Raw genomic sequence first — 23440 nt, 5'->3', positions numbered from 1 at the left:
GGTGGCCGCGAATGGGCTCAGGCGGAGCGCCGGTCGCCCCTGCGCCGATCCTGCCGCGCCGCTTCCTGCGGCCGGCCGATCCGTAGCAGCGCCTGCTGGCGCGCCACCTCGGCAGCGCCAAGCCGGGCGACCTGGCCGGGCTGCGCCAGGCTGGTGGTCACCGGGCGGTGGCCGGCATCGGTCCGTGTCGGGTCGCGCATCCTGCGTCTCCTCGCCCTGGAAACCACGCCGCGGATGAGGGGCGTTCTGCAAGCGCCGCGGCAGCCCGGCGGTTCCCCATGCCCTGCATTCCGCGGCTTCCGGCCGGCCGGGCCAGACCCTATGTAGGACGCGGCGGGAGATCGAGATGCAGACCACCTTCACGGCCGAACAGCTGCGCGACCCGGATACGGCCGAGAGCAACCGCATCCTGCGGACCTGCGTCCATTGCGGCTTCTGCACCGCCACCTGCCCGACCTTCCTGCTGCTGGGCGACGAGTTGGACAGCCCGCGCGGCCGCATCTACCTGATCAAGGACATGCTGGAGAACGACCGGCCGGCGACGCCGGAGGTGGTGAAGCATGTCGATCGCTGCCTGTCCTGCCTGTCCTGCATGACGACCTGCCCCTCCGGCGTGAACTACATGCACCTGGTGGACCACGCCCGGCGCCACATCGAGGAAACCTACCAGCGCCCGCCCGCCGAACGCGCGCTGCGCCGCCTGCTCTCGGCCCTGTTGCCCTATCCCGGCCGCTTCCGCCTGGCGCTGCGCGGCGCCGTGTTCGGCCGCCATCTGTCCCGCTTCGTACCGGGCACCTCGATGCCGGCGCAGCGGCTGCGGGCGATGTTCCGGCTGGCCCCCGGAAGCGTGCCGCCGGCCAGTGCGATGGACCGGCCGGGCGTGCACCGGGCCGAGGGGCACCGCCGCGGCCGGGTCGCGCTGCTGACGGGCTGCGCCCAGAAGGTGCTGGCCCCCTCGATCAACGAGGCGACCATCCGCCTGCTGACCCGCATGGGCCTCGATGTGGTGGTGACCCGGGACCAGGGCTGCTGCGGCGCGCTCGACCACCACATGGGCCACCACGACCCGGCGATGCGCCTGGCCCGCGCCAATATCGGCGCCTGGACCGCGGAACTGGACGGGGAGGGCCTGGATGCCATCGTTGTCAACGCCTCGGGCTGCGGCACCACGGTGAAGGATTACGGCTTCATGTTCCGCACGCAGCCGGATGCCGACAAGGCCGCCCGCATCTCCGCCCTGGCGATGGACATCACCGAGGTCCTGCAGAAGTTCGACTACGCGCCGTGCCGGCCCAGGCCGGATCTCACCGTCGCCTACCATTCAGCCTGCAGCCTGCAGCACGGCCAGAAGATCACGACCGCGCCGAAGGAATTGCTGAAGCGCGCCGGCTTCGCGGTGAAGGAACCCGCCGAGGGCCATATCTGCTGCGGCAGCGCCGGCACCTACAATCTGATGCAGCCCGAGATCGCCGGCCAACTCCGCGACCGCAAGCTGGCCAACCTGGACCGCACCCGCGCCGACCTGATCGCCGCCGGCAACATCGGCTGCCTGACGCAACTGGCCGGCGGTGCGATGCCCACCGTCCACACGGTGGAACTGCTGGACTGGATGGCCGGTGGCCCGGAACCCGGCGCCGTGGCCACCGCCCGCTCGGCCCGTGCCACCGCATGAGCCGAAACGGCGCCCCGGGCACCCGATTCCGGAGGCTGTGACCATGATGCTCCGTGCCGCCCTGGTCCTGCTGCTCCTCGCGCCGCCCGCACTGGCGCAACCGGCCGCACGAACCCCGGCCGAGACCCGCCAGGCCCAGCTCGACCAGCTGTTCGAGGCGCTGAAGGCCGCTCCCGACACGCAAGGCGGCCAGCTCGTCGAGGCCCGCATCCGCGCGCTCTGGAGCCGCGCCGTCTCGCCCGCCGCCGCGCTGCTGCTGCAACGCGGCGTCCGCAACATCCAGTCGAATGCGACCGCGGATGCGCTGGAGGATTTCGACGCCGCACTGGTGCTGGAACCCGGCGCGGCGGATGGCTGGCTGCTGCGCGCCCAGGCCTATGCCCGCCTCGGCGACACGGCCGCCGCCGCGCGCGACCTGCAGGAGGCGCTGCGGCTGGAGCCGCGGCATTTCGGCGCGCTGGTCCAACTGTCCCAGCTCCAGGAGGAAACCGGCGACCTGCGCGGTGCGCTGCGCAGCCTCGACGCCGCCCTGGCGCTGCACCCGAAGCTGCCCGGCGGTGACCAGCGGCGGCGGGAGCTGGTGCGGCGGGTCGAAGGCGTCGCGCTGTAGGCGTTGCGCCGCAACCCGCGGATGGCGGCGGCGGGTGCTGCGGTGCCAATTTGCCCGACAACGCACTGATGTGGTGACCGCCATGCCCGAAGCCCCGCTCCCCGAGATCCTCGACGGCCTGCGCTGGCAGGCGGTGCTGGACCGCCAGGCAAACCCCGCCTGCGGCGGCTTCCTCTACGCCGTCACCACCCAGGGCGTGTTCTGCCGCCCCGGCTGCCCGGCCCGCCCGCCGCTCCGCCGCAACACGCGATTCTTCCCCGATGCCCCCGCCGCCGAGGCCGCCGGCTTCCGCGCCTGCAAGCGCTGCGACCCCAGGGGCGACCGCGCCCGCCTGCATGCCGAGGCCGTCGCCGCCGCCTGCGCCATGATCGAGGCAGCCGAGACCATTCCCTCGCTGGAGGCGCTCGCCGCCCGCGCCGGCTATGCCCGCCACCACTTCCTGCGCCTGTTCCGCGACATCACCGGCGTGACGCCGCGCAGCTACGCCGAGGGAGTCCGCGCCCGCCGCCTGCACGCCGCCCTCGCCGCCGGGGACCGGGTGGCGGAGGCGGTGGCCGGCGCCGGCTTCGGCAGCGAAAGCCGCGTCTACGAGAGCCCCGGCCGCCACCTCGGCATGACCCCCGGCGCCGCCCGGCGCGGCGGGGCCGGGGAGGTGATCCACATCGCCCATGCCGACAGCGCCATGGGGCCGCTGCTGGTCGGCGCGACCGGGGCCGGCATCTGCTACATCGGCTTCGCCGAGCCGCCGGAGTCCCTGGAAGGCGACCTCCGCGCCCGCTTCCCGCGGGCCCGAATCGCGCCGGCGCCGGACCACCTGGCCGCCTCGGTCCAGGCCATCGCGTCCTTCCTGGCCGAGCCATCCGCCGCGCTGGCCCTGCCCCTGGACCTGCGCGGCACCGCCTTCCAGCGCCGGGTGTGGGAGGCGCTGACGCGCATCCCGCTCGGCGAGACGCGCAGCTATTCCGGCCTGGCGGCGGAACTCGGCCAGCCCGCGGCGACGCGCGCCGTGGCACGCGCCTGCGCGCAGAATCCGGTGGCGCTCGCGGTGCCCTGCCACCGCGTGGTCGGCGCCAGCGGCGACCTCACCGGCTATCGCTGGGGCGTACCGCGCAAGGCGGCGCTGCTGGCCGGGGAACGCCGGGCGCGGGGCCGGTAGGCCGCTACTGCGGGGCCGGAGTCGCCGGCGGCGGCGCCGCGTCGGGCAGGGTGGCAGGCGGATCGGCGGCGGGCGGCACCGTGGCCGAAGGGTTCGCAGGCGCGGTTGCAGCCGGCGGTGCCGCGGCGGCGGCGGGCGGTGCCGCGGCGGCGGCGGGGGGATTGCGCGGCACCAGCCTTTCCCGCGCATTGGCAGGCGCGCCGATGATGGTCCACTCGCCCTCCATGCTGCCATCTGGGTTCAGCGCGTAGATGCCGATGCCCGGGCGGCGCGACAGGCCATAGGCCACCGCGATGGTGCGGCCGGAGGCGAAGCCCACGCCCTCCACCGCCTGGTTGCCGATGCGCCACAGGATGGTGAAGGAGGACAGCCCGACCTGCTGGATCTGCGCCACGCCGGTATAGCTGGTGCCGTCCAGGTTGGTGCCGGTCACGTCATACAGCCCCGCCTGCTGTGCGGCCGCGGGGGAGGCAAGGCCCGCCAGCAGCGGCAGGACGAGGGACAGGCGGCGCAGGCTCATCGTGGCAACTCCAGGCTACGGCCGCAGGGAACGCGCGCCTGCCGCCCAGGTCAACCGCGGCGCGCTATTTCACGATGGCGACGCGCAGCGCGTTGGTGGTGCCGGGCGTGCCGAAGGGCACCCCGGCCGTCACCACCACCTCGTCACCCGCCTTGGCGAAGCCTTCCTGGCTGGCGGCGCGGATCGCCTTGGCGACCATGTCCGTCATGGAATGCAGCTCCACCGTCATCATCGGGTGCACGCCCCAGACCACGGCCATGCGGCGCGCCGTCTGCATGCTGGCGGTCAGGCCGAGGATCGGGCAACTCGGCCGCTCCCGCGCCACGCGCAGCATGGTGGACCCGGTGGAGGTGAAGGTCGCGATTGCCTCCGCCTCGATCGTCTGCGCCACCTGCCGCGCCGCGGCGGCAATGGCGCCGGCCGAGTTCTTCTCCGGCGCCGGGCGCGCGGCATCCGTCAGGCGGCGCCAGTCCGGGTCCTGTTCCACCCGCGCCACGATGCGGTCCATGATGTTCACCGCCTCGAACGGGAACTGCCCGGCGGCGGTCTCGGCCGACAGCATCACGCAATCCGCGCCATCGAACACCGCCGTCGCGACGTCCTGCGCCTCGGCCCGGGTGGGGGAGGGCGCGGTGATCATGCTTTCCAGCATCTGCGTCGCCACCACCACCGGCTTGCCCAGCAGCCGCGCCGCGCGGACGATCTGCTTCTGGATCAGCGGTACTTCCTCCGGCGGGCATTCCACGCCGAGGTCGCCGCGCGCGACCATGACGCAATCCGCCTCCGCCAGGATGGCGTCGAGGTTCTCGACCGCCTGCGGCTTTTCCATCTTCACCATGATCCAGGCGCGCCCGGCGGCGATCTGCTTCGCCTCGATCACATCCTCCGGCCGCTGCACGAAGGACAGGCCGATGTACTCCACGCCCTGATCCAGCACGAAGTCGAGGTCGATCCGGTCCTTTTCCGTCAGCGCCGGGATCGGCAGCACCACATCCGGCACGTTGACGCCCTTGCGGTCCGACAGCGGCCCGCCGACCACCACCAGGGTCTCCAGGTGATCCTCCCGCTTGTGGGTCACGCGCAGGCGCAGCTTGCCGTCATCGAGCAGCAGCGTGGTACCGATGCCGGCGGCCTGGATGATCTCGGGATGCGGCAGTTGCACGCGGCGGACATCGCCGGGCGTGGGGGACAGGTCGAGCCGGAAGCTCTGGCCGGTCTGCAACTGCACCCGGCCGGCCTGGAACTTGCCGACGCGCAGCTTCGGCCCCTGGACGTCGGCCAGGATGCCGATCGGCCGGCCGACCTTCTCCTCCAACGCCCGGATCGTCGCGATCCGCGCCGCATGATCCTCGTGGCTGCCATGGCTGAAATTCAACCGGAACACGTCGGCCCCGGCGCGGAACAGCCGCTCGATCACCTCGGCCGAGGAGGAGGCCGGGCCGAGGGTCGCGATGATCTTGGTCCGGCGCCGGCGGCGAAGCGGTGGGCGGGTGGCCATGGGGCGGGCTGATCCTTCGCGGCGGGGAATTTCGGGCGGCGCCTCGGGCGCATCCGGCCGGACAGTGGCGGGTGGCACGCCCAGGGCACGTGCGACTTCCACCACCCGATCCTCCGGCACCCGTCGCCACTGCGAGACGGCGGCGGTGGAGATGCCGAGGGCGGTTGCGATACGGGTGACGGCGCCGCGCTGGATCAGCAGGGCTTCGAGGTTGGGGTCGCGCATGCCTTATGCTTAGGGGATATAAGCGCGCGCCGCAAATCCATTTCTTTTGCTTATGTTTGCTAAGTTATCCGGGGTGGAGCGTGGCTTCGCGGGCAACCTGCGGCATTCCTGCCACACCCCCTCCCAAAATAATTGGCCCATGCCGCCTTTCGCAGGGAACCGCGTTCAACCTGCAGGACGCCGCGGCCGGAGATCACCCGCCCCGGAACATTCGTCCGACCGGAGATACGATCGATGAGCTTCAGGAAGACCCTTCTGGCCGCCCCGCTTCTGGCGGTGCCCCTGATGATGCCGGCGGCGAGCCAGGCGCAGCAGGTCAACGGCTTCTACATTGGTGCCGGCGCCGGCCTGAACTGGCTGCAGGACACCGACATCTCCTCCACCGGCCAGCTTGCCGACACGCTGCGCCTTTCGGGCCGGCCGACCGGTGGCGAAGTGTCCTTCGACATGGGCTGGGTCGGCGTGGTGAGCCTCGGTTATGGCTTCGGCAACGGCCTCCGCGCCGAGATCGAGGGCAGCTACCGCGAGAACGAGGTCGACAGCATCAGCGGCTTCGGCGGCACCAGCCGCGCCGCCGGCACCGCGCGCAGCTACGGCGTGATGGCCAATGCGCTGTATGACTTCGATGTCGGCGCCAACTTCGGCGGCTTCTCCTTCATGCCGTATGTCGGCGTCGGTGCCGGCTACATCTGGCGCGAATTCGACGATGTCCGCGCCAACGTGCTCGGCGGCGCGGTGCGCACCGATGGCAGCGACGGCCGCTTCGCCTACCAGGCGATCGTCGGTGCGTCCGTGCCGCTGACGCAGTGGGCGCCGGGCCTGGCCTTCACCGCCGAATATCGCTTCCTCGGTACGCTGGAGCACGACATCAGCACCGAGAGCGGCGGCGGTGCCTTCACCGTGGCGCGTGGCGGCACGGAGTCGGAGAACTACAACCACTCCATCCTGCTCGGCATCCGCTACGCCTTCGGCCAGACCCCGCCGCCGCCGCCGGTGATGGAGCCCGCGCCGATGCCCGCCCCGGCCGCCGCCCCGGCGCCGGCGCGCACCTACCTGGTGTTCTTCGACTTCGATCGCGCCGACCTGACCGACCGTGCCCGCCAGATCATCGGCGACGCGGCGCAGAACGCGACCGGCCAGGGCGTGACGCGCATCGAGGTGGCCGGCCACGCCGACCGCGCCGGTACGCCGCAGTACAACCAGCGCCTGTCCGAGCGCCGCGCGGGTGCGGTGGCGGCGGAGCTGGAGCGCCGTGGCATCCAGCGCAGCAACATCAGCGTGCAGGCCTTCGGCGAAAGCCGGCCGCTGGTCCCGACCGCCGACGGCGTGCGCGAGCCGCAGAACCGTCGCGTGGAAATCGTCCTGCGCTAAGCCTCTCCCAAAAGCCCTCTCCCCCGAAAGGGGGAGAGGGCCGACGCAGTGCGTCGTCCGGGTGAGGGGGGGGGCCTACGGTTGTGAGGGGGCCTACCCCACCAGCACCGCCCTGAAGTCATTCACATTCGTCAGCGTCGGCCCGGTCTCCAGCAGGTCGCCGAGTGCCTTGAACAGCGCGTAGCTGTCATGCCGCCCCAGCACCGCCCGCGGGTCCAGCCCCGCCGCCCGTGCCCGCGCCAGCGTATCCGGCGCCGCGATCGCCCCGGCATTGTCCTCCGACCCGTCGATTCCGTCCGTGTCGCCCATCAGCGCCCAGATGCCGGGCGTGCCGTCCAGCGTGACCGCGCAGCCCAGCAGCGCCTCCCCGTTCCGTCCGCCGCGCCCGCCGCCCTCGGCGCCGATGGTCACGGTGGTCTCGCCGCCCGACAGCAGCACGCAGGGGCCGGGCAGCGGGTGGCCATGCGCGCGCGTCGACAGCGCGATGCCCGCCAGCACCTTGCCCACCTCCCGCGCCTCGCCTTCCAGCGCATCGCCCAGGATCAGCGGGGTGAGGCCCAGATCGCGCGCCTCGGCGGCGGCGGCTTCCAGCGCCAGGCGCGGCGTCGCGATGAAGCGGTAATCCACCTCGCCCAGCCGGGGGTCGCCCGGCTTCGGGGTTTCTTCCGCCGCCGCCGCCAGGTGCGCCGTCACAGCCGCCGGCAGGTCCATCCGGTAATGCGCGACCAGCGCCCGCGCCTGCGCGAAGCTGGTCGGGTCCGGCACCGTAGGTCCGGAGGCGATGGCGGCCGGGTCGTCACCCGGCACGTCCGAGATCGCCAGCGTCACCACCCGCGCCGGCGCCGCCGCCAGCGCCAGCCGCCCGCCGGAAAAGGCGGACAGGTGCCGGCGGATGCAGTTCATCTCGTTGATCGTGGCGCCGGAGGCGAGCAGCGCCCGGTTCACCGCCATCAGGTCCTCCAGCGTCAGGCCGGGGGCGGGCAGGGTGGTCAGCGCCGAGCCGCCGCCGGAGACCAGGAACAGCACCAGGTCGTCCGCCGTCAGCCCCGCCACAGCCTCCAGCACCACCCGCGCCGCCTTGGCCCCGGCGGCATCCGGCACCGGGTGCGACGCCTCCAGCACCTCGATGCGCCGGGTCGGATGGCCATGGCCATATCGGGTCACCACCACGCCGGACAGAGGCAGGTCCGGCCAGGCATCCTCCACCGCCGCGGCCATCACGGCGGCGGATTTCCCGGCGCCGACCACCACCACGCGGCCCGCCCGTGGCGGCTCCGGCAGGTGCCGCGCCAGCACCACGCGCGGATCGGCGCTCGCCACCGCCGCCTGGAAAAGTTTGGTCAAAGCCGCGCGGGCGTCGGTATCCGTCCAGGCCATCCGGGTTCCCCTTGTGGCAGCCAGTATGGCGAAGCGCCGCGCGATGGACCATCTAGCCCCGGTTAGACCAGGACAGCAGGAGACTCCGCCATGCCCGAGATCGACGCCGCCACCCGGACGGAACTCGAAGCCGCCGCCTTCCGCCGCCTCGTGCAGCACCTGCGCGAGCGCAGCGACGTGCAGAACATCGACATGATGAACCTGGCCGGCTTCTGCCGGAACTGCCTCTCCCGCTGGTACCGCGAGGAAGCCGCCGACCGCGGCACCACGATCTCCGACCCCGAGGCGCGGGAGATCGTCTACGGCATGCCCTACAAGGAGTGGCAGGCGCTGCACCAGAAGGAGGCCTCGGCCGAGCAGAAGGCGAAGTTCGCGGCGACGAATCCGGGACACTGAACGTCCCCTTGGCCCGGTTTGCCTGCCCGCGGCACCGCCGCTATACGCCGCGCCTCCCCATACTGCCTGGAGGCCTCGGATGAGTGATTTGGACGAACAGGAGGCCAAGGCCAGCCGCGACCGCCAGGAGAAGGACCCGGACCCCGAGGTCGGTGGCATTGCCGTCGACCGCCTGCGGTCGATCATCGAGCGGGTGGAGCGGCTGGAGGAGGAGCGCAAGGCGCTCGCCGGCGACATCAAGGACATCTTCTCCGAGGCCAAGTCGGCCGGCTTCGACGTCAAGGTGATCCGCGCCATCATCTCCCTGCGCAAGAAGGAACCGGCCGAGGTGGAGGAGCAGGAGACCCTGCTCGACCTCTACCGCCGCGCCCTCGGCATGTAGAAAAAGCCCTCTCCCCCTTCTACAGGGGGAGAGGATTGGGTGAGGGGGTCCGGGACAACGTCACCACCAGCACGTCCCGCGTCGCCGCCACCCCGGCGTCACGCGGGGCGATGGGCGTCACCCCGTGGCGGATGCGGTGGTCATCCAGCACCATCGCCTGGCCGGGTTCCGCCAGTTCAACCTCGGCCAGCATGCGGCCCGCCGCATCCTGGATCAGCGTCCGCCCGCCGGTCACGTTGCGGCGGCCGACCAGCATGATGAAGACCAGGTCGACGCCATCCCGGTGCACTCCCTCCGGCGTCGGCAGTCCCGGCGCACCCGCCTGGCCGAGGATGCGGAACTGGTGCACCTCGATCTCCCAGGAAGCGGGCGCGGGTTGCAGCCCATCCGCCAGGTCGCGGCAGAAGGCCAGGATGGGCGCGAGCGCCGGCTCCACCTCCGGCAGGACCGGTTCGAACCAGCGATCCACGTCGCCATTCAGCCGGTTGTGCATCAGCGCCTGTCGGTGCGGCCGGTGCGGCTGGCGCGCGATGCCGGCCTCGCCCGGCGCGGCGGCGAAGGTGGCGTGCCGGCGCAGGCGGTAGCGGCCGCCATCGCCCATATGCGTATCCAGCGCCAGGTCCTCGAAGCTCGCGGCGAAGCCGGGCGCCACCGGGCCGGCGTCCAGCAGCGCATGGCCCTGCCGCGCCACCTCCGCCCGGATTGCCGCCAGCCTGTCCCGCGCCGCATCCATCGTCGTTGCCTCCGCCTGAAGCCAGCATCGGCGCGTCGCGCGTCGCCGTCCCGGTACGGTGACAGCGGGATGACAGCGAACTGTTCGGCGCCCGCCCCGGTACAGTTGCGCCTTGCAGCCGTGACGCTGCGGCGCGACCTTGGCCGGGCATGCTGCCTTCCCCCGAACCGCCGCCCGCGTCCCGCACCCCCGGCACCAGCCTCGCCTTCACGGTCGAGCGTGGCGGCGCGGCCTCCGTCGCGGACCAGATCGCGACGCGCCTCGCCACCGCGATCCGGCAGGGGGAGGTCGCGCCGGGCGCCCGGCTGCCTTCCATCCGCGGCCTCGCGCGCCGGCTCGGAGTCAGCCTGCATTCGGTGGTGGAGGCCTATGACCGGCTGCAAGCCGGCGGCCTGGTCGTGGCGCAGCCCGGCTCCGGCGTCTTCGCCGGCCTGCCCGCCTTGCAGCCAGACCAGGGGCAGGACGTGGTCGCGCTGCCGGAGCCCGATACCGCGGATCCGCTGGGTCTCGCCCAGGCCGCGATCGATGCCCAGGGCACCGCGCTGTCCCCCGGCAATGGCTACCTCCCGCTGGAATGGGTGCGCGACGCCTGGACCGGCCCGGTGCTGGCCCGCTTCCAGCGCCGCCTGGCCGAAACCTTGCCGCACGCCGCCCCGCCGCAGGGAATCGAGGCGCTGCGCGAACAGATCGCGTCCCGGCTGGCGGCGCAGGGCATCGCCATCGGCGCGGATGGCGTGCTGACCACCTTCGGCTCCTCGCACGGGCTGGCCCTGGTGATCCAGACCTGGCTGCGCCCCGGCGACACCGTGCTGGTCGAGGACCCTGGCTATTTCCTGCTGTTCCCGATGCTGGAGCGCCACGGTGTCCGCATCCTGCCCGTCCCGCGCCACCCCGAAGGCCTGGACCTGGACGCCCTGGAGGCCGCCTGCCGGCAGCACCGGCCGAAACTGTTCTTCGTGCAGTCCGTGCTGCACAACCCGACCGGCTGGACCGCGACCCCCGCCAATTTGCACCGCCTGCTCGGCATCGCCGAACGGCACGGGCTGCTGCTGGTGGAGGACGACGCCTATGGCGACCTGCATCCCGGCAACCCGGTGCGGCTGGTGCAGCTCGGCGGCGGGGATCAGGTGGTCTATGTCGGCGGCTACACCAAGACGCTCGGCCCCGGCGCGCGGGTCGGCTACCTGGCGACGTCGCGGGCGCGCATCGCGGCGCTGCTGGAGACCAAGGCGCTGTCGGTGCTGACCGGCTCCTCCGTCGATGAGCTGCTCATCCTGGAGATGCTCGCCGGCGGCCAGTATCGCCGCCACCTCGACCGGCTGCGCCCCAGGCTGGCCGCCGCCCGTGGCGCCGTGGCGCAACACCTGGCGGCGCTGGGGATGGAGATCGGCGACGCCAGCGCCACCGGCCTGTTCATCTGGGCCCGCCTGCCGGCCGCCTGGCAGGCCGGGCGCCTGGCCGAGGAAGCCTGGCGCCGCGGCGTGCTGCTGGCGCGCGGCGAGTTGTTCCGCCCCGGCCGCCAGCCGAGCGACCGGCTGCGCTTCAACGTCGCCCGCAGCAACGATTCCCGCCTGCTCGCCCTGCTGCAGGACAGCGCTGCCGCGGCCTAATCCGATGCCGCCGCCATCTCCGCGAAGTGCCGCAGCATCCGGTCGGCATCCGGCGCCAGGCCGGTGAATAGCCGGAAGGCACCGACCGCCTGGAACACCGCCATGCCGCCGCCGTCCAGCGTGCGGCAGCCGAGCGCCCGGGCCGTGCGCAGCAATTCGGTCTCCAGCGGGAAATAGACGATCTCCGCCACCCACAGCGCGGCCCGCAGCAGCGCCGCCGGCAGTGGCAGGCCCGGCAGCTTCGCCATGCCGACCGGCGTGCAGTTCACCAGGCCATCGGCGGCCGCCACCGCGGCGGCGAGATCGGTGCAGGACGCGGCGCGGTCGCTGCCGAAGCGCGCCTGCAACCCCGCCGCCAGCGCCTCGGCCCGCGCCGGGTCGGTATCCGCCACCGTCAGCAGCCCGGTGCCCTCCGCCAGCAGCGCATGCGCCACCGCCGCCCCGGCGCCGCCCGCCCCCAGTTGCACAACCCGCGCCCGCGCCACACCCGGCAGCCCGCGCCGGAAGCCTTCCGCGAAGCCGGAGCCATCCGTGTTATGGCCGATGCGCCGGCCATCCCGCAGCACCACGGTGTTCACCGCGCCCAGCGCGCGCGCATCCGGGGAAAGCTCGTGCAGCAGCGGCACCACCGCCTGCTTGCAGGGATAGGTGATGTTCAGCCCGGCGAAGCCCATCCACTCCGCCGCCGTGAGCAACTCCTCCAGCGCCTCCGGCCCCAGGCCCAGCCGGTCCAGGTCGATCAGCCGGTAGACCAGCCGCAGCCCCTGCGCCGCCCCCTCCCGCTCCTGCATCGCAGGCGTGCGGGAGGCCTGGATGCCGCTGCCGATCAGCCCGGCCAGCAGGGAGGGGTGGTGGTCCCGGCTCGTCATCTCGCCTCTCCGACTCCAGGCCCCGCCGGGGCCGCACGGGCAGCACATACACGTTCCGCAGCGCCGCGGATGCTGCCGCGCCCGCCCTTCGCGCCCCGCCGCAGGCCTCGCCGCGAAAGGTTCGCCCGCGTGATTATTCGCCGTCGCGCGAAACCCGCCCAAGCCTCGATTGTTTTTCCCGCCAGCATGGCAACGGGGTGAAACCCCACCGCAGGGTCCTGCCGCGTCCCGACGTGGCACCTGCGTGCGAACACAGGTCGGGCGGATGAACACATCTGAACGAGAGGGCGAGCTTCAGCGCCAGCAGGAGGCCCTCGCAAAATTCGGCGAGCGTGCGCTGCGGCTGGACCAGTTGCAGGAGATCCTGCAGGAAGCCTGCACGCTGGTCCGCTCCGCGCTCGGGGCCGATCTCGCCAAGGTCATGGAATTGCAGGAGGATGGCCGCACCCTGCTGGTCCGCGCCGGCATCGGCTGGCCGCCCGGCGTGGTGGGCGAGGTCCGGGTGCAGGCCCATGCCGGCTCCTCCGAAGGCTACGCGCTGGATACCGGCGATCCGGCCATGTCGCCGGACATCGAGACGGAGGAGCGCTTCACCCACCCGGAATTCATCCGCGCGGCCGGCGTCCGCGCCCTGGTGAATGTCGTGATCCTGGGCACGGAGGATCACCCGCCCTACGGCATCCTGCAGGTGGACAGCCGGCATCCGCGCAACTTCGACGACCACGAGATCAGCTTCCTGCGCAGCTACGCCAACCTGCTGGCCGCCGCGGTGAACCGGCTGCGGATCGCCGCCGAGGGCCGCCGCGCCGAGGCCGCCCTGCGCGAAAGCGAGGACCACCATCGCGCCTCCGTCGAGTTGAATCCGCAGATCCCCTGGACCGCCGATGCCTCCGGCACCGTCACCGGCTTCAGCCCGCGCTGGCTGGACCTGACCGGCCTGCCGCACCGGGACGCGGTGGCCCGCGGTTGGGCCGGCGCCGCGCACCCGGAGGACCGCCCCCGCATGGAGGCCGCCTGGGCGCAGGCGGTGGCGGACGGCACGCCCTTCGACGTCGAGGCCCGGATCTGCACCGCCGACGGCACCTGGCGATGGCTGCGCGCCCGCGGCTTCCCGCGCCGCCCGCCCGGTGCGCCGCAAGGCCGGCCCATCGCCTGGTACGGCACGATGGAGGATATCGAGGACCGCAAGCGCCTCGAGACCCAGTTGCAGGCCGCGAACGAGGCCCTGGAACAACGCGTCGCGGAACGCACCGCGGCGCTGCGACGCGAGCAGGAGGAACGCGCGGCGGCGGAGGAAAAGCTGCGCCAGGCGCAGAAGATGGAGGCGGTCGGCCAGCTGACCGGCGGCATCGCGCACGATTTCAACAACCTGCTGACCGCCATCATCGGCAGCCTGTCCTTCCTCGAGAAGCGCCGCCTGCAGGGCCGCTTCGACGAGTTGGGCCGCTATGTCGCCGCGGCGCAGACCGCCGCCTCCCGCGCCGCCGCGCTGACGCACCGGCTGCTGGCCTTCTCCCGCCGCCAGACCCTGGATCCGCAGCCGACCGATCCGAACCGGCTGATCCTGGGGATGGAGGACATGATCCGCCGCACCGTGGGCCCGGCGGCCAAGGTCGAGGTGCAGCCGGAGCCCGGCGCCTGGACCACGATGGTGGACCGGAACCAACTGGAGAACGCGCTGCTCAACCTGTGCATCAACGCCCGCGACGCCATGCCGGATGGCGGCCGGCTGGGCATCGCCACCGCCAATGCGCGGCTCGACCGGGCGATGGCGGCGGACCAGGACCTGGCACCCGGCGAATACGTCCGTGTCAGCGTCACCGACACCGGGGCGGGCATGACGCCGGAGGTGGTGAAACGCGCCTTCGACCCGTTCTTCACCACGAAGCCGCAGGGCAAGGGCACCGGGCTCGGCCTGTCCATGATCTACGGCTTCGTGCGGCAATCCGGTGGCCAGGTGCGTATCGTCTCCGCACCCGGCCAGGGCACCATGGCCACCTTGTTCCTGCCGCGCCACAATGGCGCGGCGCGGGGTGCCGAAGCGGACGTGCCTCGGCGCGCCGCAGCCACGACGCAGCGGGGCAAGACCGTGCTGGTGGTGGATGACGAGGAAGCCGTGCGCACCCTGGTGGCGGAGGTGCTGGCCGAACTCGGCTGCGCGGTGGTGGAGGCACCGGACGGCGCCGCGGGCCTCGGGGCGCTGCGACGGGCGGGATCGGTCGATCTGCTGGTCACCGATGTCGGGCTGCCCGGCGGCATGAACGGCCGGCAGTTCGCCGACGCCGCAAGGCTCCTGCGCCCCGGGCTGCCGGTGCTGTTCATCACCGGCTTCGCCGAGGTGGCGGTGATCGGCGACGTGGCGCTGGAGCCGGGCATGGCGCTGCTGACCAAGCCCTTCGACATGGACGACCTCGGCGGCCGCGTCCGCGACATCCTGGCGCCGGCGTAACGCTCCGCGCCTCGTCATCCAGGCGTTCCGCGTCCGCCATGAACCTCCGGCGAGGGCTGCGTTGCATCTCCGCGGGGCCGCACCGGCCCACCATCGGGCGCGACAATTCCGGATGCCGCAGGCGTCCGGCGCGCCTCATCGATCGGAGAACGCCATGCAGCAGAACTACCGCGAGATCTATGTCGACGGGCTGGTCAATGCCCGCGCCCTCGAGACCCAGGCCATCCAGATCCTGTCGCGCCAGGTGGAGCGGCTGGAGAACTACCCCGAGATGGAGCAGGCGCTGCGCCGCCACATCCAGGAAAGCGAGGTGCAGCGGGACCGGCTGGACGAGTTGCTGGCCGGGCTCGGCACCTCGCACTCCGCGCTGAAGGACATGGCGACCGGCTTCATGGGCAACATGGCGGCGATCGGCCATGCGGTGATGCCGGACGAGGTGCTGAAGAACGCGCTGGCGAACTACGCCTTCGAGCATTTCGAGATCGCGTCCTACAAGTCGCTGATCACCCTGGCCGAACTCGCCGGGCACAGCGCCGCCCACGCGCCGCTCGACCTGTCGCTGCGCGAGGAACAGCGGATGGCGCAGTGGTGCGAGGACAACCAGGAGGCCGTGGTGCGCCGCTACGCGGAACTCCGCGCCCAGGGCGCCAAGGCCGGAGTCTGAAAGGCCGGGGTCTGGACCGCGGCCGGCCTCAGCCGCCGGCGGCCGGGGCCGGAAGCTCGATCCGCGCCTCGGTCCCCCCATCCGGCCGAGGCCGCAGGTCGAGCCGCCCGCCATGCGCCGCGGCGACGCGGCCGGCCAGCGCGAGGCCGAGCCCGGCGCCCGGCCAGGCCCGCGTCTTCGACATGTCCGCCTGCAGGAACGGCGTCCCGAGTTGGTCGCGCAGGCCGTCCGGCAGGCCCGGGCCGCGGTCGCGCACCAGCAGCACCGTGCCGCCCGAAGGCCCCCCCGTGCAGCCCAGTTCCACCGGAGTGCCGCCGGCGGAAGCCTTGATGGCGTTGTCCACCAGGTTCGCCAGGGCGCTCTCCAGCAGCCGCAGGTCGCCGGCCACGAAGTGCTGCGGCGCCGCATTCGTCAGCAGCGCGACGCCCGAGGCCGCCGCCGCCCGTCCCATCCGTGCCGCCACCCGCGCCAGCAGCCTGTCCGAAGGCTCCGCCACCGGCACGCCGAGCCCACGCCCGTGGTCGAGCGCCACGATGTCGAGCGCCGCTTCGATCAGCCACAGCAGCCGATCCGCGCCGTCATGGATCAGGCGGCCGAAGTCACGCACCTCCTCCGGCCGCAGCGCAGGGCTGGCCGACAGGATCTCGGAGAAACCGAGGATGGGGATGAGCGGCGTCCGCATCTCGTGCGAGATCACCGCCAGCAGGTCGCCGCGCATCCGCCGGCTGGCGGCCAGCGCCGACTCCGCATCATCGAGCCGCACCGCGGAGGCCGCGAGATGCTCGGACAGGCGCGCGCGCTCGGTCTCCGCCGCCTGGATGCGGGCCTCGACCTCGGCGATGCGCGTGGCGCCTTCCCGGCGCTGCCGGCTGCTTGCCAGGGCGCGTTCGACCACCAGCGCCACCTCGGCCAGCCGCAGCGGCTTCTGCACCAGGTCGAAGCTGCGCGCCCGCAGCGCAGCCAGGGCGACATCGGTGGTGGCGGCCCCGGTCAGCAGGACGACTTCCAGCGCCGACATCTCCGGTCGTTCCCGCAGCAGGTCCTCCGCCAGGGCGAGCCCATCCTGGCCGGGCATCCGCACATCGGTGAGCACCACCGCGATGTCCGGATCCTCCCGGACACGGGCCTTCGCGGCCTCGGCGCTGCCGACGCCCTGCGCCCGGTAGCCGCGTTGCGACAGCGACCGCAGCAGCAACTCCACGATCAGGCGCTCGTCATCGACCACCAGGATGCCGAGTGCCCCGGCCTCGGCCGCCGTGGCGCCGACGGTGAAACGGTCCGTCACCACACGAGCCGATAGCCCTTGCCGCGCAGGGCCGCGATGCTGATGCGGCCGCCCGACGCGCCGAGCAGCTTCTGGCGCAGGTTCGAGGTCAACTGGTCGACGCCGCGCTGTTCGGGCAGCAGCCTGCGGCCCAGCACCGCCTCCGAGATCGTGCCGCGATCCGCGAGATGCTCGGGCGAGGCGAGCAGCAGCGCCAGCAGCCCGGCTTCGCCGCCGGTCAACCGGGTCTCGGTGCCATCGGCCGCGACCAGCCGGAACCGTGCCGGCTGCAGGCGGGTGCCCTCCAGGGTCCAGCCCGCCGGACCGCCGCCCGGCCGCGCCGCCGGTGGCCGATCCTCCGGCTCGCTCGCGGCGGCCGGCACCGGGCCTTGCAGCGGCTCCGCCGGCACCGGGCCTTGCAGCGGCTCCGCCGGCCCGGGGCCTTGCAGCGGCTCCGCCGGCCCGGTCGCCACCACGGTATCGAGGCGGCGGCTGAGCGCCCGGATGCGCGCCACCATCTCGCGCAGTGAGAAGGGCTTGGTCAGGTAGTCGTCCGCGCCGACCTCGAGGCCAACGACGCGATCCACCTCGTCGCCCCGTCCGCTGATCACCATGATGCCGCGGCCGGGGCAGCCGGCGGCTTCGCGCACGAAGGCGATGCCGTTGCCGTCGGGCAACCCGAGGTCGACGATCACCAGCCGGGGATTGTCCCGGTGCAGGCGGACCCGGCCTTCGGCGAGGGTGCGGGCGGTGATGGTGGTCCAGCCATCCCGTGCCAGGGCGGCGCAGACGGTGTTCGCCACGGCAGCGTCGTCTTCCACCACCAGGACCGGTCGTGGCACGGCTGGCGTTTCGCGCAGGTCATGCGGAGCGGCGGTCGAGTCGGCGGCCATGGGCGCTCCCGGCAGGGCGGCAAAGAAGATGCGCCACATATATCTATCGCCCAGGACGCAGCTTTGGCAACCTTGGGGCGATTTACCCCCGCACGCCCCCGTTGCGGGCTTCATGTCCCAGTAAAATGTTCAACCCTCTGGTTCGTCCGGCACCCGCTCCAGCGCAAGGCGCAGCTTCTCCGCCAGGTCACGCCGGCGGTAGGGTTTGTTCAGCAGCAGCACGCCGGGGTCGAGCCGGCCGTGGTGCATGATGCCGTTCTGGGTGTAGCCGGAGGTGAACAGCACCCGCAGGCCAGGTCGCAGCCGGCGCGCCGCCTCCGCCAGGGCCGGGCCGTGCACAGCGCCCGGCATCACCACGTCGGTGAACAGCAGGTCGATGCGGGCGGGCGCGCGCAGTACCTCCAGCGCCTCGGCTGCGTTCGCTGCCACGATCACCTCGTAGCCGAGGTCGCGCAACTGCGTCGCGACGTGCGCGCGCACCATCCCGTCATCCTCCACCACCAGCAGGCGTTCCGCCCGGCCGCGTGGCGGCTCCGCCTCCGCCCGCCGGCTGCCGTGGCCGGCGCTGCCGCTGGCCCGCGGGAGGTACAGCTTCACCGTGGTGCCGAGGCCGGGCTCCGAATAGATCTTCAGGTGGCCGCCGGACTGCTTGACGAAGCCGAACACCATGCTGAGCCCGAGGCCGCTGCCCTGGCCGACCTCCTTGGTCGTGAAGAATGGCTCCACCGCGCGGGCCGCGACCTCCGCCGTCATGCCGCTGCCGGTGTCGGACACGGCGATCATCACGTAGTCGCCTGCCAGCACTTCCGCCTCGTGCCGGGCATAGGTCTCGTCCAGCGTCACGTTCGACGTCTCGATCATCAGCCGGCCGCCGGAGGGCATGGCGTCGCGGGCGTTGAGGCACAGGTTCAGCACCGCATTCTCCAGCTGCGGCGCATCGATCATGGCGGGCCACAGGCCTTCGGCATGCACCAGCCCCGTCTCGACATGTTCGCCGAGCGTCGGCCGCAGCATCTTGGCCAACTCCCCCAGCAGCAGCGGCAGGTCCACCGCCCGCGGGTCGAGCGCCTGGCGGCGGGAGAAGGCGAGCAGCCGGCCGGTCAGCGCGGCGCCGCGTTCGGCGGCGGCCATGGTCATCCGCGCCATTTCCGCCATCTCGACCTGCGCCGGATCGGGCGAGCCGGGAGCCGCCTGCAGCGCCTCGGCCAGCAGTTCCGCATTGCCCAGGATCACGGTCAGCAGGTTGTTGAAGTCATGCGCCACGCCACCGGTCAACTGGCCGATCGCCTCCAGCCGCTGCGCCTGGCGCAGCGCGCCCTCCAGCTCCAGCCGCGCCGTGATGTCCGTGTTCACCGCCAGGATGGCGCGGGGCGCGCCTGCGGCATCGCGCACCAGGGTCCAGGTGCCTTCCACCATCAGCCGGCTGCCATCCTTGCGGCGCTGGCCCACCTGGCCGGTCCAGGCGCCGTCCCGCAACACGGCCCGCAAGGCGTGGCCGCAGGCGACGGGATCGTCCGAGGTGAGCTCCAGCGCCGAGCGGCCCAGCACTTCCGCCCGGCTCCAGCCATACAGGCGCTCCGCGCTGCGGTTCCAGAACTGCACGCGATGGTCCTGGTCCACCACCAGGATGGCGTCGCTCGCCTGGTCCAGCAGCGCCGCCTGCTGCGCCATCTGCAACTCGGCCAGCTTCCGTTCGGTGACGTCGCGGAAATACAGGGTCAGCCCGTCCCGCGCGGGGTAGGCGGTGATGTCGAACCAGGTCTCCAGCGGCGCGAAGAAATAGGTGAAGTTGCGGGTCTCGCGCTTCGCCAGCGCGGTACGGTATGCGTGCTCCACCTCCGTGCCGATCACCTCCGGGAAGACATCCCAGATTTGCTGGCCGATCAACGCCGCGGCCTTCCGGCGCAGCAGCCTCTCCGCATGTCCGTTGACGTAGGTGAAGCGCCAGTCGGCGCCCATCGCGACCAGCCCGTCGCTGAAGCTCTCGAAGGTCGCGTGCAGGTCGGCGGCCAGCTCCCGCGCCGCGTTTTCCGCCCGCAGCCGCTCCGTCACGTCCATCACCACGACCAGGGAGGCAGGCTGGCCACGGAAGGTGATGACGCGCGACAGGATCTGCACCTGGCGTTCCGCGCCGGTCGCCGTGCGATGCGTCCAGGGGCCGGTCACGAGCAGGCCCTCGGTGAAGCCCTGCGCCGCCGCGGCGACACGGGCGCGCTCGGCTTCCGGCCGGATGTCCAGCAGGTTCATCCGCAGGAACTCCGCCCGCGTCCAGCCATAGGCCGCCACCGCCGCCTGGTTCACTTCGATGAAGTCCAGCGTGGACTTGTCATAGACCCACATCGGCGCCGGGTGGTTGTGGAACAGGTCGCGGAAGGCGGCCTCGCTTTCGCTCAGCGCCGTCGTCTCCTCCCGCTGCCGCGTCGTGTCGCGCTGGATCGCCATCCAGTGCGTCCGCCAGCCGGCCGCGTCGGTGACCGGGGAGATGTTCACCTCCGCCCAGTACAGGCTGCCGTCGCGCCGGCGGTTGCGGATTTCCTGCCGCACCGGCCGGCCATCCGCCAGCGCCTGCCGGATCGCCCGGCAGGCCTGCGGATCGGCCTCCGGCGCCAGCAGCAGGCGGGGGTTGCGTCCGAGTAGCTCCGCCGCCGCATAACCGGTCTGCCGCAGCAGGGCGGCGTTGGCGTAGATGATGCGCGGCCCGTCCGGGTGCTGCGTGCCGGCATCGGCCACCACGACCGGGTCGCCGCTGGCCTCGACCACGCGGCGGAACAGCTCCAGCTCCTCGGTGTCCCGCAGCCGGCGCAGCAGCGGGTGCAGCGCGCCGGCCGCATCCCGCAGCAGCGCGGCCACCTGGGCCAGGTCGGTGCGGCCGGGGCCGAAGCCGAAGGCGATGCAGCAGCGTTCGGAGGCCATGGTCACCGGCGTCAGCACCATCGCCGCCATGCCGCGCGTGGCGCCCAGCGCCGCGCCGGGCCAGCGCCGCAGCGCCGCGTCGTCGAAGCCCTCGACGATGATCTGCCGGTCCTCCAGCAGCGCCTGGCCGGCGCCGGTACTGTGCACGTCGAGGTCCAGCGCCCGCAGCCCGGCGACATGCGCACCGTCCGCGAAGGGCCCGCTGCCCTGGCCGCTGACCAGTTGCAGGCGGCGGCCATCCGGGGCCAGTCGGAAGAACAGGCACAGCAGGCTGCCGGTGGCGTCGCGCAGCATGGTCATCGCGGCGTCGATCGCGGCGGCGAAGCTCGGTGCCTCCGCCACGATGCGCAGCAGCGCATCGCGCGGCGCCGGCGCGGCAGGCAACACCGCGGAGATCGCCGCGGCACAATCCTCCAGCACCGCCCGCTGCGCCGCATCCAGGCCCGGGCGCGGCGGTCCGTCCAGCACGGCCAGCACGCCGATCGGTGCGCCCGACGCGCCTCGCAGCGGCACGGCCGCGCGGAAGCGCATCGGCAGGGCGGCGAGATCCGGCTGGTCCGTCGCATCGGCCTGCAGCCATTCGCCGCCGCGTGCGAAGGCCGCCGCGCAGAAATCCTCGGCGGCGGCGGCGTCGGGCCCTTCGATCGCCAGCATCCCGCCGTCCGCCAGCCAGGCCAAGGCGTGCGGCGCACCGAGGCCACGCGCCGCAAGGCGCAGCAGCGGGGCCAGCGCCGCAGGACGTCCTGTCTCGTTCGGGGCTTTGGCCGTTCGGGTCGGGTGCTGCACGGTGCTGTTCCCCGATGGGCCGGCGCGCCACGCGGGCGGCGACCGCCGGATCGTGACGATATCGCGTCGGCACAGCCGGTCAATCGCCTCATCGTGATGCCGGCCCGCTGCCCGTCGAAAACGTCCGCGAACGCCGCGGCCTGCCTGATGAACCGGTGTCCATCCAGGCCTTCGGGGCTGCGACGTGCTCGGCGCTTCGAGGCGAGCGCCGATTGCCGCCATGATTCGCCCTTCCGGTGGCACAAATCACGGCGAATGCTGGCGGCGGTCAGGATCCTTACCGCAGGACCTGCCCCGGCGGCGGAGCCGCCTGACACCTGCCTCGGCGGCGGAGCCGCCTGACACCTGCCTCGGCGGCGGAGCCGCCTGACACCTGCCCCGGCGGCCGAGCCGCCTGACACCTGCCCCGGCGGCCGAGCCGCCTGACACCTGCCCCGGCGGCGGAGCCGCCTGACACCTGCCCCGGCGGCGGAGCCGCCTGACACCTGCCCCGGCGGCGGAGCCGCCTGACACTGCCCGCCAGCGTAGCCGCCCTGAAGCCGATCTTCATGAAGTCCCGGAAAGGATGAGTCCCATGTCGAACCCCGCCAACCCCGCCTCCTCGCGCCGCCGCATGCTCGCACGGCTGGGTCTGGCGGCCGGCGCCGGCTACGTGGCGCCGACGCTGTTCGGGCTTTCGGAGGTCCGCGCGCAGCATCTGGCCAACGTCTCCCGCCCCTCGGCCCCCTCGCGCCCGTCCCGGGTGCGCGGTCCGCGCGCCTCGCGGCCCTCGCGGCCCTCCCGGCCGAGCCGCTAGCTGCGCGGGGACGTAACGGGGGTCATGCCGGTCGCGGAGTGGTTGCGACTGGATTTCCCTGGCCTGGCGCGGCCGGTGCTGCTGCCGGACGATGCCGGCCTGACGCAGGGCCTGGACCGGATCCTGCGCGGCTGGACCCCGCGCGTCAGCCATGCGGCGCACATCCCGGCCGATGCACTGGCCTGGCTGGTGCCGCAGGATGGCGGCTACCGCCTGCACTCCGCCCTGCTGGACGCGCCGCTGCCCGGCCTGTCCACCGCCGGCGCGCTGTGCGGGCTGGTGGCGGACCTGGCGCAGGGCTTCTACGAGCAGCGCCCGGGCAGCCTGGCGCTGCATTGCGGGGCCTTCCGCATCGCCGGCCGCCTCATCGCCCTGGCCGGCAGCGCCCATGCCGGCAAGAGCACGCTGGTCGCCCGGCTGGGTGCGGAGCCGGATCTCGAGATCTTCGGCGACGACGTGCTGCCGCTGCTGCCGGATGGCCAGGCCCATGCGCTGGGCATCGCGCCGCGCCTGCGCCTGCCGCTGCCCGCCGCATCCAGCGACGATTTCCGCGCCCATGTCGCCCGCCGGGCCGGGCCGAGCGATGGGCGCTATGCCTATGTGGCGACGCCGAACCTGGTACCGCACGGCACCCGCGCCGCGCTGGCCGCCCTCGTGGTGCTGCAACGCCGGCCGCGCGGGGCGGCGCGCCTGCACCGCGTGGCACCGGCCGAGGCGCTGCACCACCTGCTCGCGCGCAACATGGCCGGCACGCCCGACGCGGCCTTCGGGGCCGCGCGATCCCTGGCCGCCGGCCTGACCTGCGTGAAGCTGGTCTATTCCGGGCTGGAGGACGCCGTCGCGCTGCTGCGCCGGGCCTTCGGCCAGGCGGCGGCCGGACCGCCGCCCGCGCTCGGCCCGGAAATCCCGCCAAGCCCGACGCGGCTTGTGCCCGTGCCGCAGCACCAGACCTACCGCCGCGCCACCTGCGTCGTGCTGCGGCGGCACGGGGAGGCCGCCTTCCTGTGGCATGCCGGGGAGGCCGGCTTCTGGCAGCTCAACGCCGTGGCCCATGCCGTCTGGGCGATGCTGGAGGAGCCGGCCAGCGCCACGGAACTTGCGGATGCGCTGGCCGAGGTCTTCGCCGACATCCCCACCGACCGGCTGCGCCGGGATGTCGCCGCGCTGCTCGGCGGCCTCGCGCATCACGGCCTGATTGAGCCTGGCAAGCCCCTGTGACTTATCGTTCAGGTTGACTTGAACCCTTGGGCCGCTAC

At 72.9% G+C, this 23440-nt stretch carries 20 protein-coding genes; 11 read left to right on the top strand and 9 right to left on the bottom strand.

Annotation, left to right across the window (positions count from 1 at the left end; genetic code table 11):
* Nucleotides 1-17 precede the first annotated feature (17 nt).
* Nucleotides 18-200: a hypothetical protein gene (locus ACFHPP_RS16140; protein ID WP_437164274.1), complete on the bottom strand. Its 183-nt coding sequence runs from the start codon at nt 198-200 to the stop codon at nt 18-20.
* 146 nt (nt 201-346) lie between these two features.
* On the opposite strand from ACFHPP_RS16140, the gene glcF reads away from it, so the two are divergent.
* The 3 genes from glcF to ada all read left to right on the top strand — a co-directional run bounded on the left by glcF (nt 347) and on the right by ada (nt 3438).
* Nucleotides 347-1672, top strand: coding sequence for a glycolate oxidase subunit GlcF (gene glcF / locus ACFHPP_RS16135; RefSeq protein ID WP_437164273.1), 1326 nt, complete (start codon nt 347-349; stop codon nt 1670-1672).
* A gap of 43 nt (nt 1673-1715) precedes the next feature.
* A complete protein-coding gene (locus tag ACFHPP_RS16130) occupies nt 1716-2282 on the top strand; it encodes a tetratricopeptide repeat protein (RefSeq protein ID WP_437164272.1) in 567 nt (188 codons plus the stop codon).
* Between the two features lie 82 nt (nt 2283-2364).
* Nucleotides 2365-3438, top strand: a complete 1074-nt coding sequence (gene ada, locus ACFHPP_RS16125) for a bifunctional DNA-binding transcriptional regulator/O6-methylguanine-DNA methyltransferase Ada (RefSeq protein ID WP_437164271.1) — start codon at nt 2365-2367, stop codon at nt 3436-3438.
* 4 nt (nt 3439-3442) lie between these two features.
* Here ada and ACFHPP_RS16120 read toward each other — a convergent pair whose 3' ends face one another.
* Complete coding sequence (locus ACFHPP_RS16120) at nt 3443-3958, bottom strand: hypothetical protein (RefSeq protein WP_437164270.1); 516 nt, start codon at nt 3956-3958, stop codon at nt 3443-3445.
* Nucleotides 3959-4022: 64 nt separating this feature from the next.
* On the bottom strand, nt 4023-5456 hold the full coding sequence (pyk, locus tag ACFHPP_RS16115; RefSeq protein WP_437164324.1) for a pyruvate kinase: 1434 nt from the start codon (nt 5454-5456) through the stop codon (nt 4023-4025).
* A 459-nt stretch (nt 5457-5915) separates the two neighbouring features.
* Here pyk and ACFHPP_RS16110 point away from each other — a divergent pair, with 459 nt between their 5' ends.
* Nucleotides 5916-7052 (top strand): OmpA family protein, encoded by a 1137-nt coding sequence (locus ACFHPP_RS16110; RefSeq protein ID WP_437164269.1) that lies wholly within the window; start codon nt 5916-5918, stop codon nt 7050-7052.
* Nucleotides 7053-7145: 93 nt separating this feature from the next.
* On the opposite strand, the gene ACFHPP_RS16105 is transcribed toward ACFHPP_RS16110, so the two are convergent.
* Nucleotides 7146-8429 carry a glycerate kinase type-2 family protein gene (locus ACFHPP_RS16105; RefSeq protein ID WP_437164268.1) on the bottom strand — a complete coding sequence of 428 codons (1284 nt, stop codon included), beginning with the start codon at nt 8427-8429 and terminating at the stop codon, nt 7146-7148.
* 90 nt (nt 8430-8519) lie between these two features.
* Between ACFHPP_RS16105 and ACFHPP_RS16100 the strand changes: the two genes are divergently transcribed.
* Nucleotides 8520-8825 carry a DUF1244 domain-containing protein gene (locus ACFHPP_RS16100; protein WP_437164267.1) on the top strand — a complete coding sequence of 102 codons (306 nt, stop codon included), beginning with the start codon at nt 8520-8522 and terminating at the stop codon, nt 8823-8825.
* A gap of 79 nt (nt 8826-8904) precedes the next feature.
* Nucleotides 8905-9207, top strand: coding sequence for a DUF2312 domain-containing protein (locus tag ACFHPP_RS16095; RefSeq protein WP_430668045.1), 303 nt, complete (start codon nt 8905-8907; stop codon nt 9205-9207).
* A gap of 19 nt (nt 9208-9226) precedes the next feature.
* Here the strand turns inward: ACFHPP_RS16095 and ACFHPP_RS16090 are convergent, their stop codons facing one another.
* Complete coding sequence (locus ACFHPP_RS16090; RefSeq protein WP_437164266.1) at nt 9227-9940, bottom strand: 2OG-Fe dioxygenase family protein; 714 nt, start codon at nt 9938-9940, stop codon at nt 9227-9229.
* A 149-nt stretch (nt 9941-10089) separates the two neighbouring features.
* On the opposite strand from ACFHPP_RS16090, the gene ACFHPP_RS16085 reads away from it, so the two are divergent.
* Complete coding sequence (locus ACFHPP_RS16085; protein WP_437164265.1) at nt 10090-11550, top strand: PLP-dependent aminotransferase family protein; 1461 nt, start codon at nt 10090-10092, stop codon at nt 11548-11550.
* Here ACFHPP_RS16085 and ACFHPP_RS16080 read toward each other — a convergent pair.
* The gene (locus tag ACFHPP_RS16080) at nt 11547-12419 is read right to left on the bottom strand and encodes a shikimate dehydrogenase (RefSeq protein WP_437164264.1); all 873 of its coding nucleotides are present in this window, start codon (nt 12417-12419) and stop codon (nt 11547-11549) included. The genes ACFHPP_RS16085 and ACFHPP_RS16080 overlap by 4 nt on opposite strands.
* 265 nt (nt 12420-12684) lie before the next feature.
* On the opposite strand from ACFHPP_RS16080, the gene ACFHPP_RS16075 reads away from it, so the two are divergent.
* Both ACFHPP_RS16075 and ACFHPP_RS16070 read left to right on the top strand, forming a co-directional pair.
* The gene (locus ACFHPP_RS16075; protein WP_437164263.1) at nt 12685-14868 is read left to right on the top strand and encodes an ATP-binding protein; all 2184 of its coding nucleotides are present in this window, start codon (nt 12685-12687) and stop codon (nt 14866-14868) included.
* Nucleotides 14869-15022: 154 nt separating this feature from the next.
* Nucleotides 15023-15532 (top strand): ferritin-like domain-containing protein, encoded by a 510-nt coding sequence (locus tag ACFHPP_RS16070; protein WP_437164262.1) that lies wholly within the window; start codon nt 15023-15025, stop codon nt 15530-15532.
* 28 nt (nt 15533-15560) lie between these two features.
* On the opposite strand, the gene ACFHPP_RS16065 is transcribed toward ACFHPP_RS16070, so the two are convergent.
* The 3 genes from ACFHPP_RS16065 to ACFHPP_RS16055 all read right to left on the bottom strand — a co-directional run bounded on the left by ACFHPP_RS16065 (nt 15561) and on the right by ACFHPP_RS16055 (nt 21388).
* Nucleotides 15561-16817: an ATP-binding protein gene (locus ACFHPP_RS16065; RefSeq protein WP_437164261.1), complete on the bottom strand. Its 1257-nt coding sequence runs from the start codon at nt 16815-16817 to the stop codon at nt 15561-15563.
* Entirely contained in the window at nt 16814-17689 is an 876-nt protein-coding gene (locus ACFHPP_RS16060; protein WP_437164260.1) for a response regulator, read from the bottom strand. Before ACFHPP_RS16060 ends, ACFHPP_RS16065 begins: the two co-directional genes overlap by 4 nt.
* 129 nt (nt 17690-17818) lie before the next feature.
* Nucleotides 17819-21388, bottom strand: coding sequence for a PAS domain S-box protein (locus ACFHPP_RS16055; protein ID WP_437164259.1), 3570 nt, complete (start codon nt 21386-21388; stop codon nt 17819-17821).
* Nucleotides 21389-21962: 574 nt separating this feature from the next.
* On the opposite strand from ACFHPP_RS16055, the gene ACFHPP_RS16050 reads away from it, so the two are divergent.
* Both ACFHPP_RS16050 and ACFHPP_RS16045 read left to right on the top strand, forming a co-directional pair.
* Nucleotides 21963-22184, top strand: a complete 222-nt coding sequence (locus tag ACFHPP_RS16050) for a hypothetical protein (protein ID WP_437164258.1) — start codon at nt 21963-21965, stop codon at nt 22182-22184.
* 24 nt (nt 22185-22208) lie between these two features.
* The gene (locus tag ACFHPP_RS16045) at nt 22209-23402 is read left to right on the top strand and encodes a PqqD family protein (RefSeq protein WP_437164257.1); all 1194 of its coding nucleotides are present in this window, start codon (nt 22209-22211) and stop codon (nt 23400-23402) included.
* Nucleotides 23403-23440: the final 38 nt, after the last annotated feature.

This window comes from Falsiroseomonas sp. E2-1-a20 (assembly GCF_051433195.1).
In the GTDB taxonomy this organism is placed as follows: domain Bacteria; phylum Pseudomonadota; class Alphaproteobacteria; order Acetobacterales; family Acetobacteraceae; genus Falsiroseomonas.
Note: the sequence above shows the minus strand (reverse complement) of the source record. Positions and strands in the feature narration are given on the sequence as shown.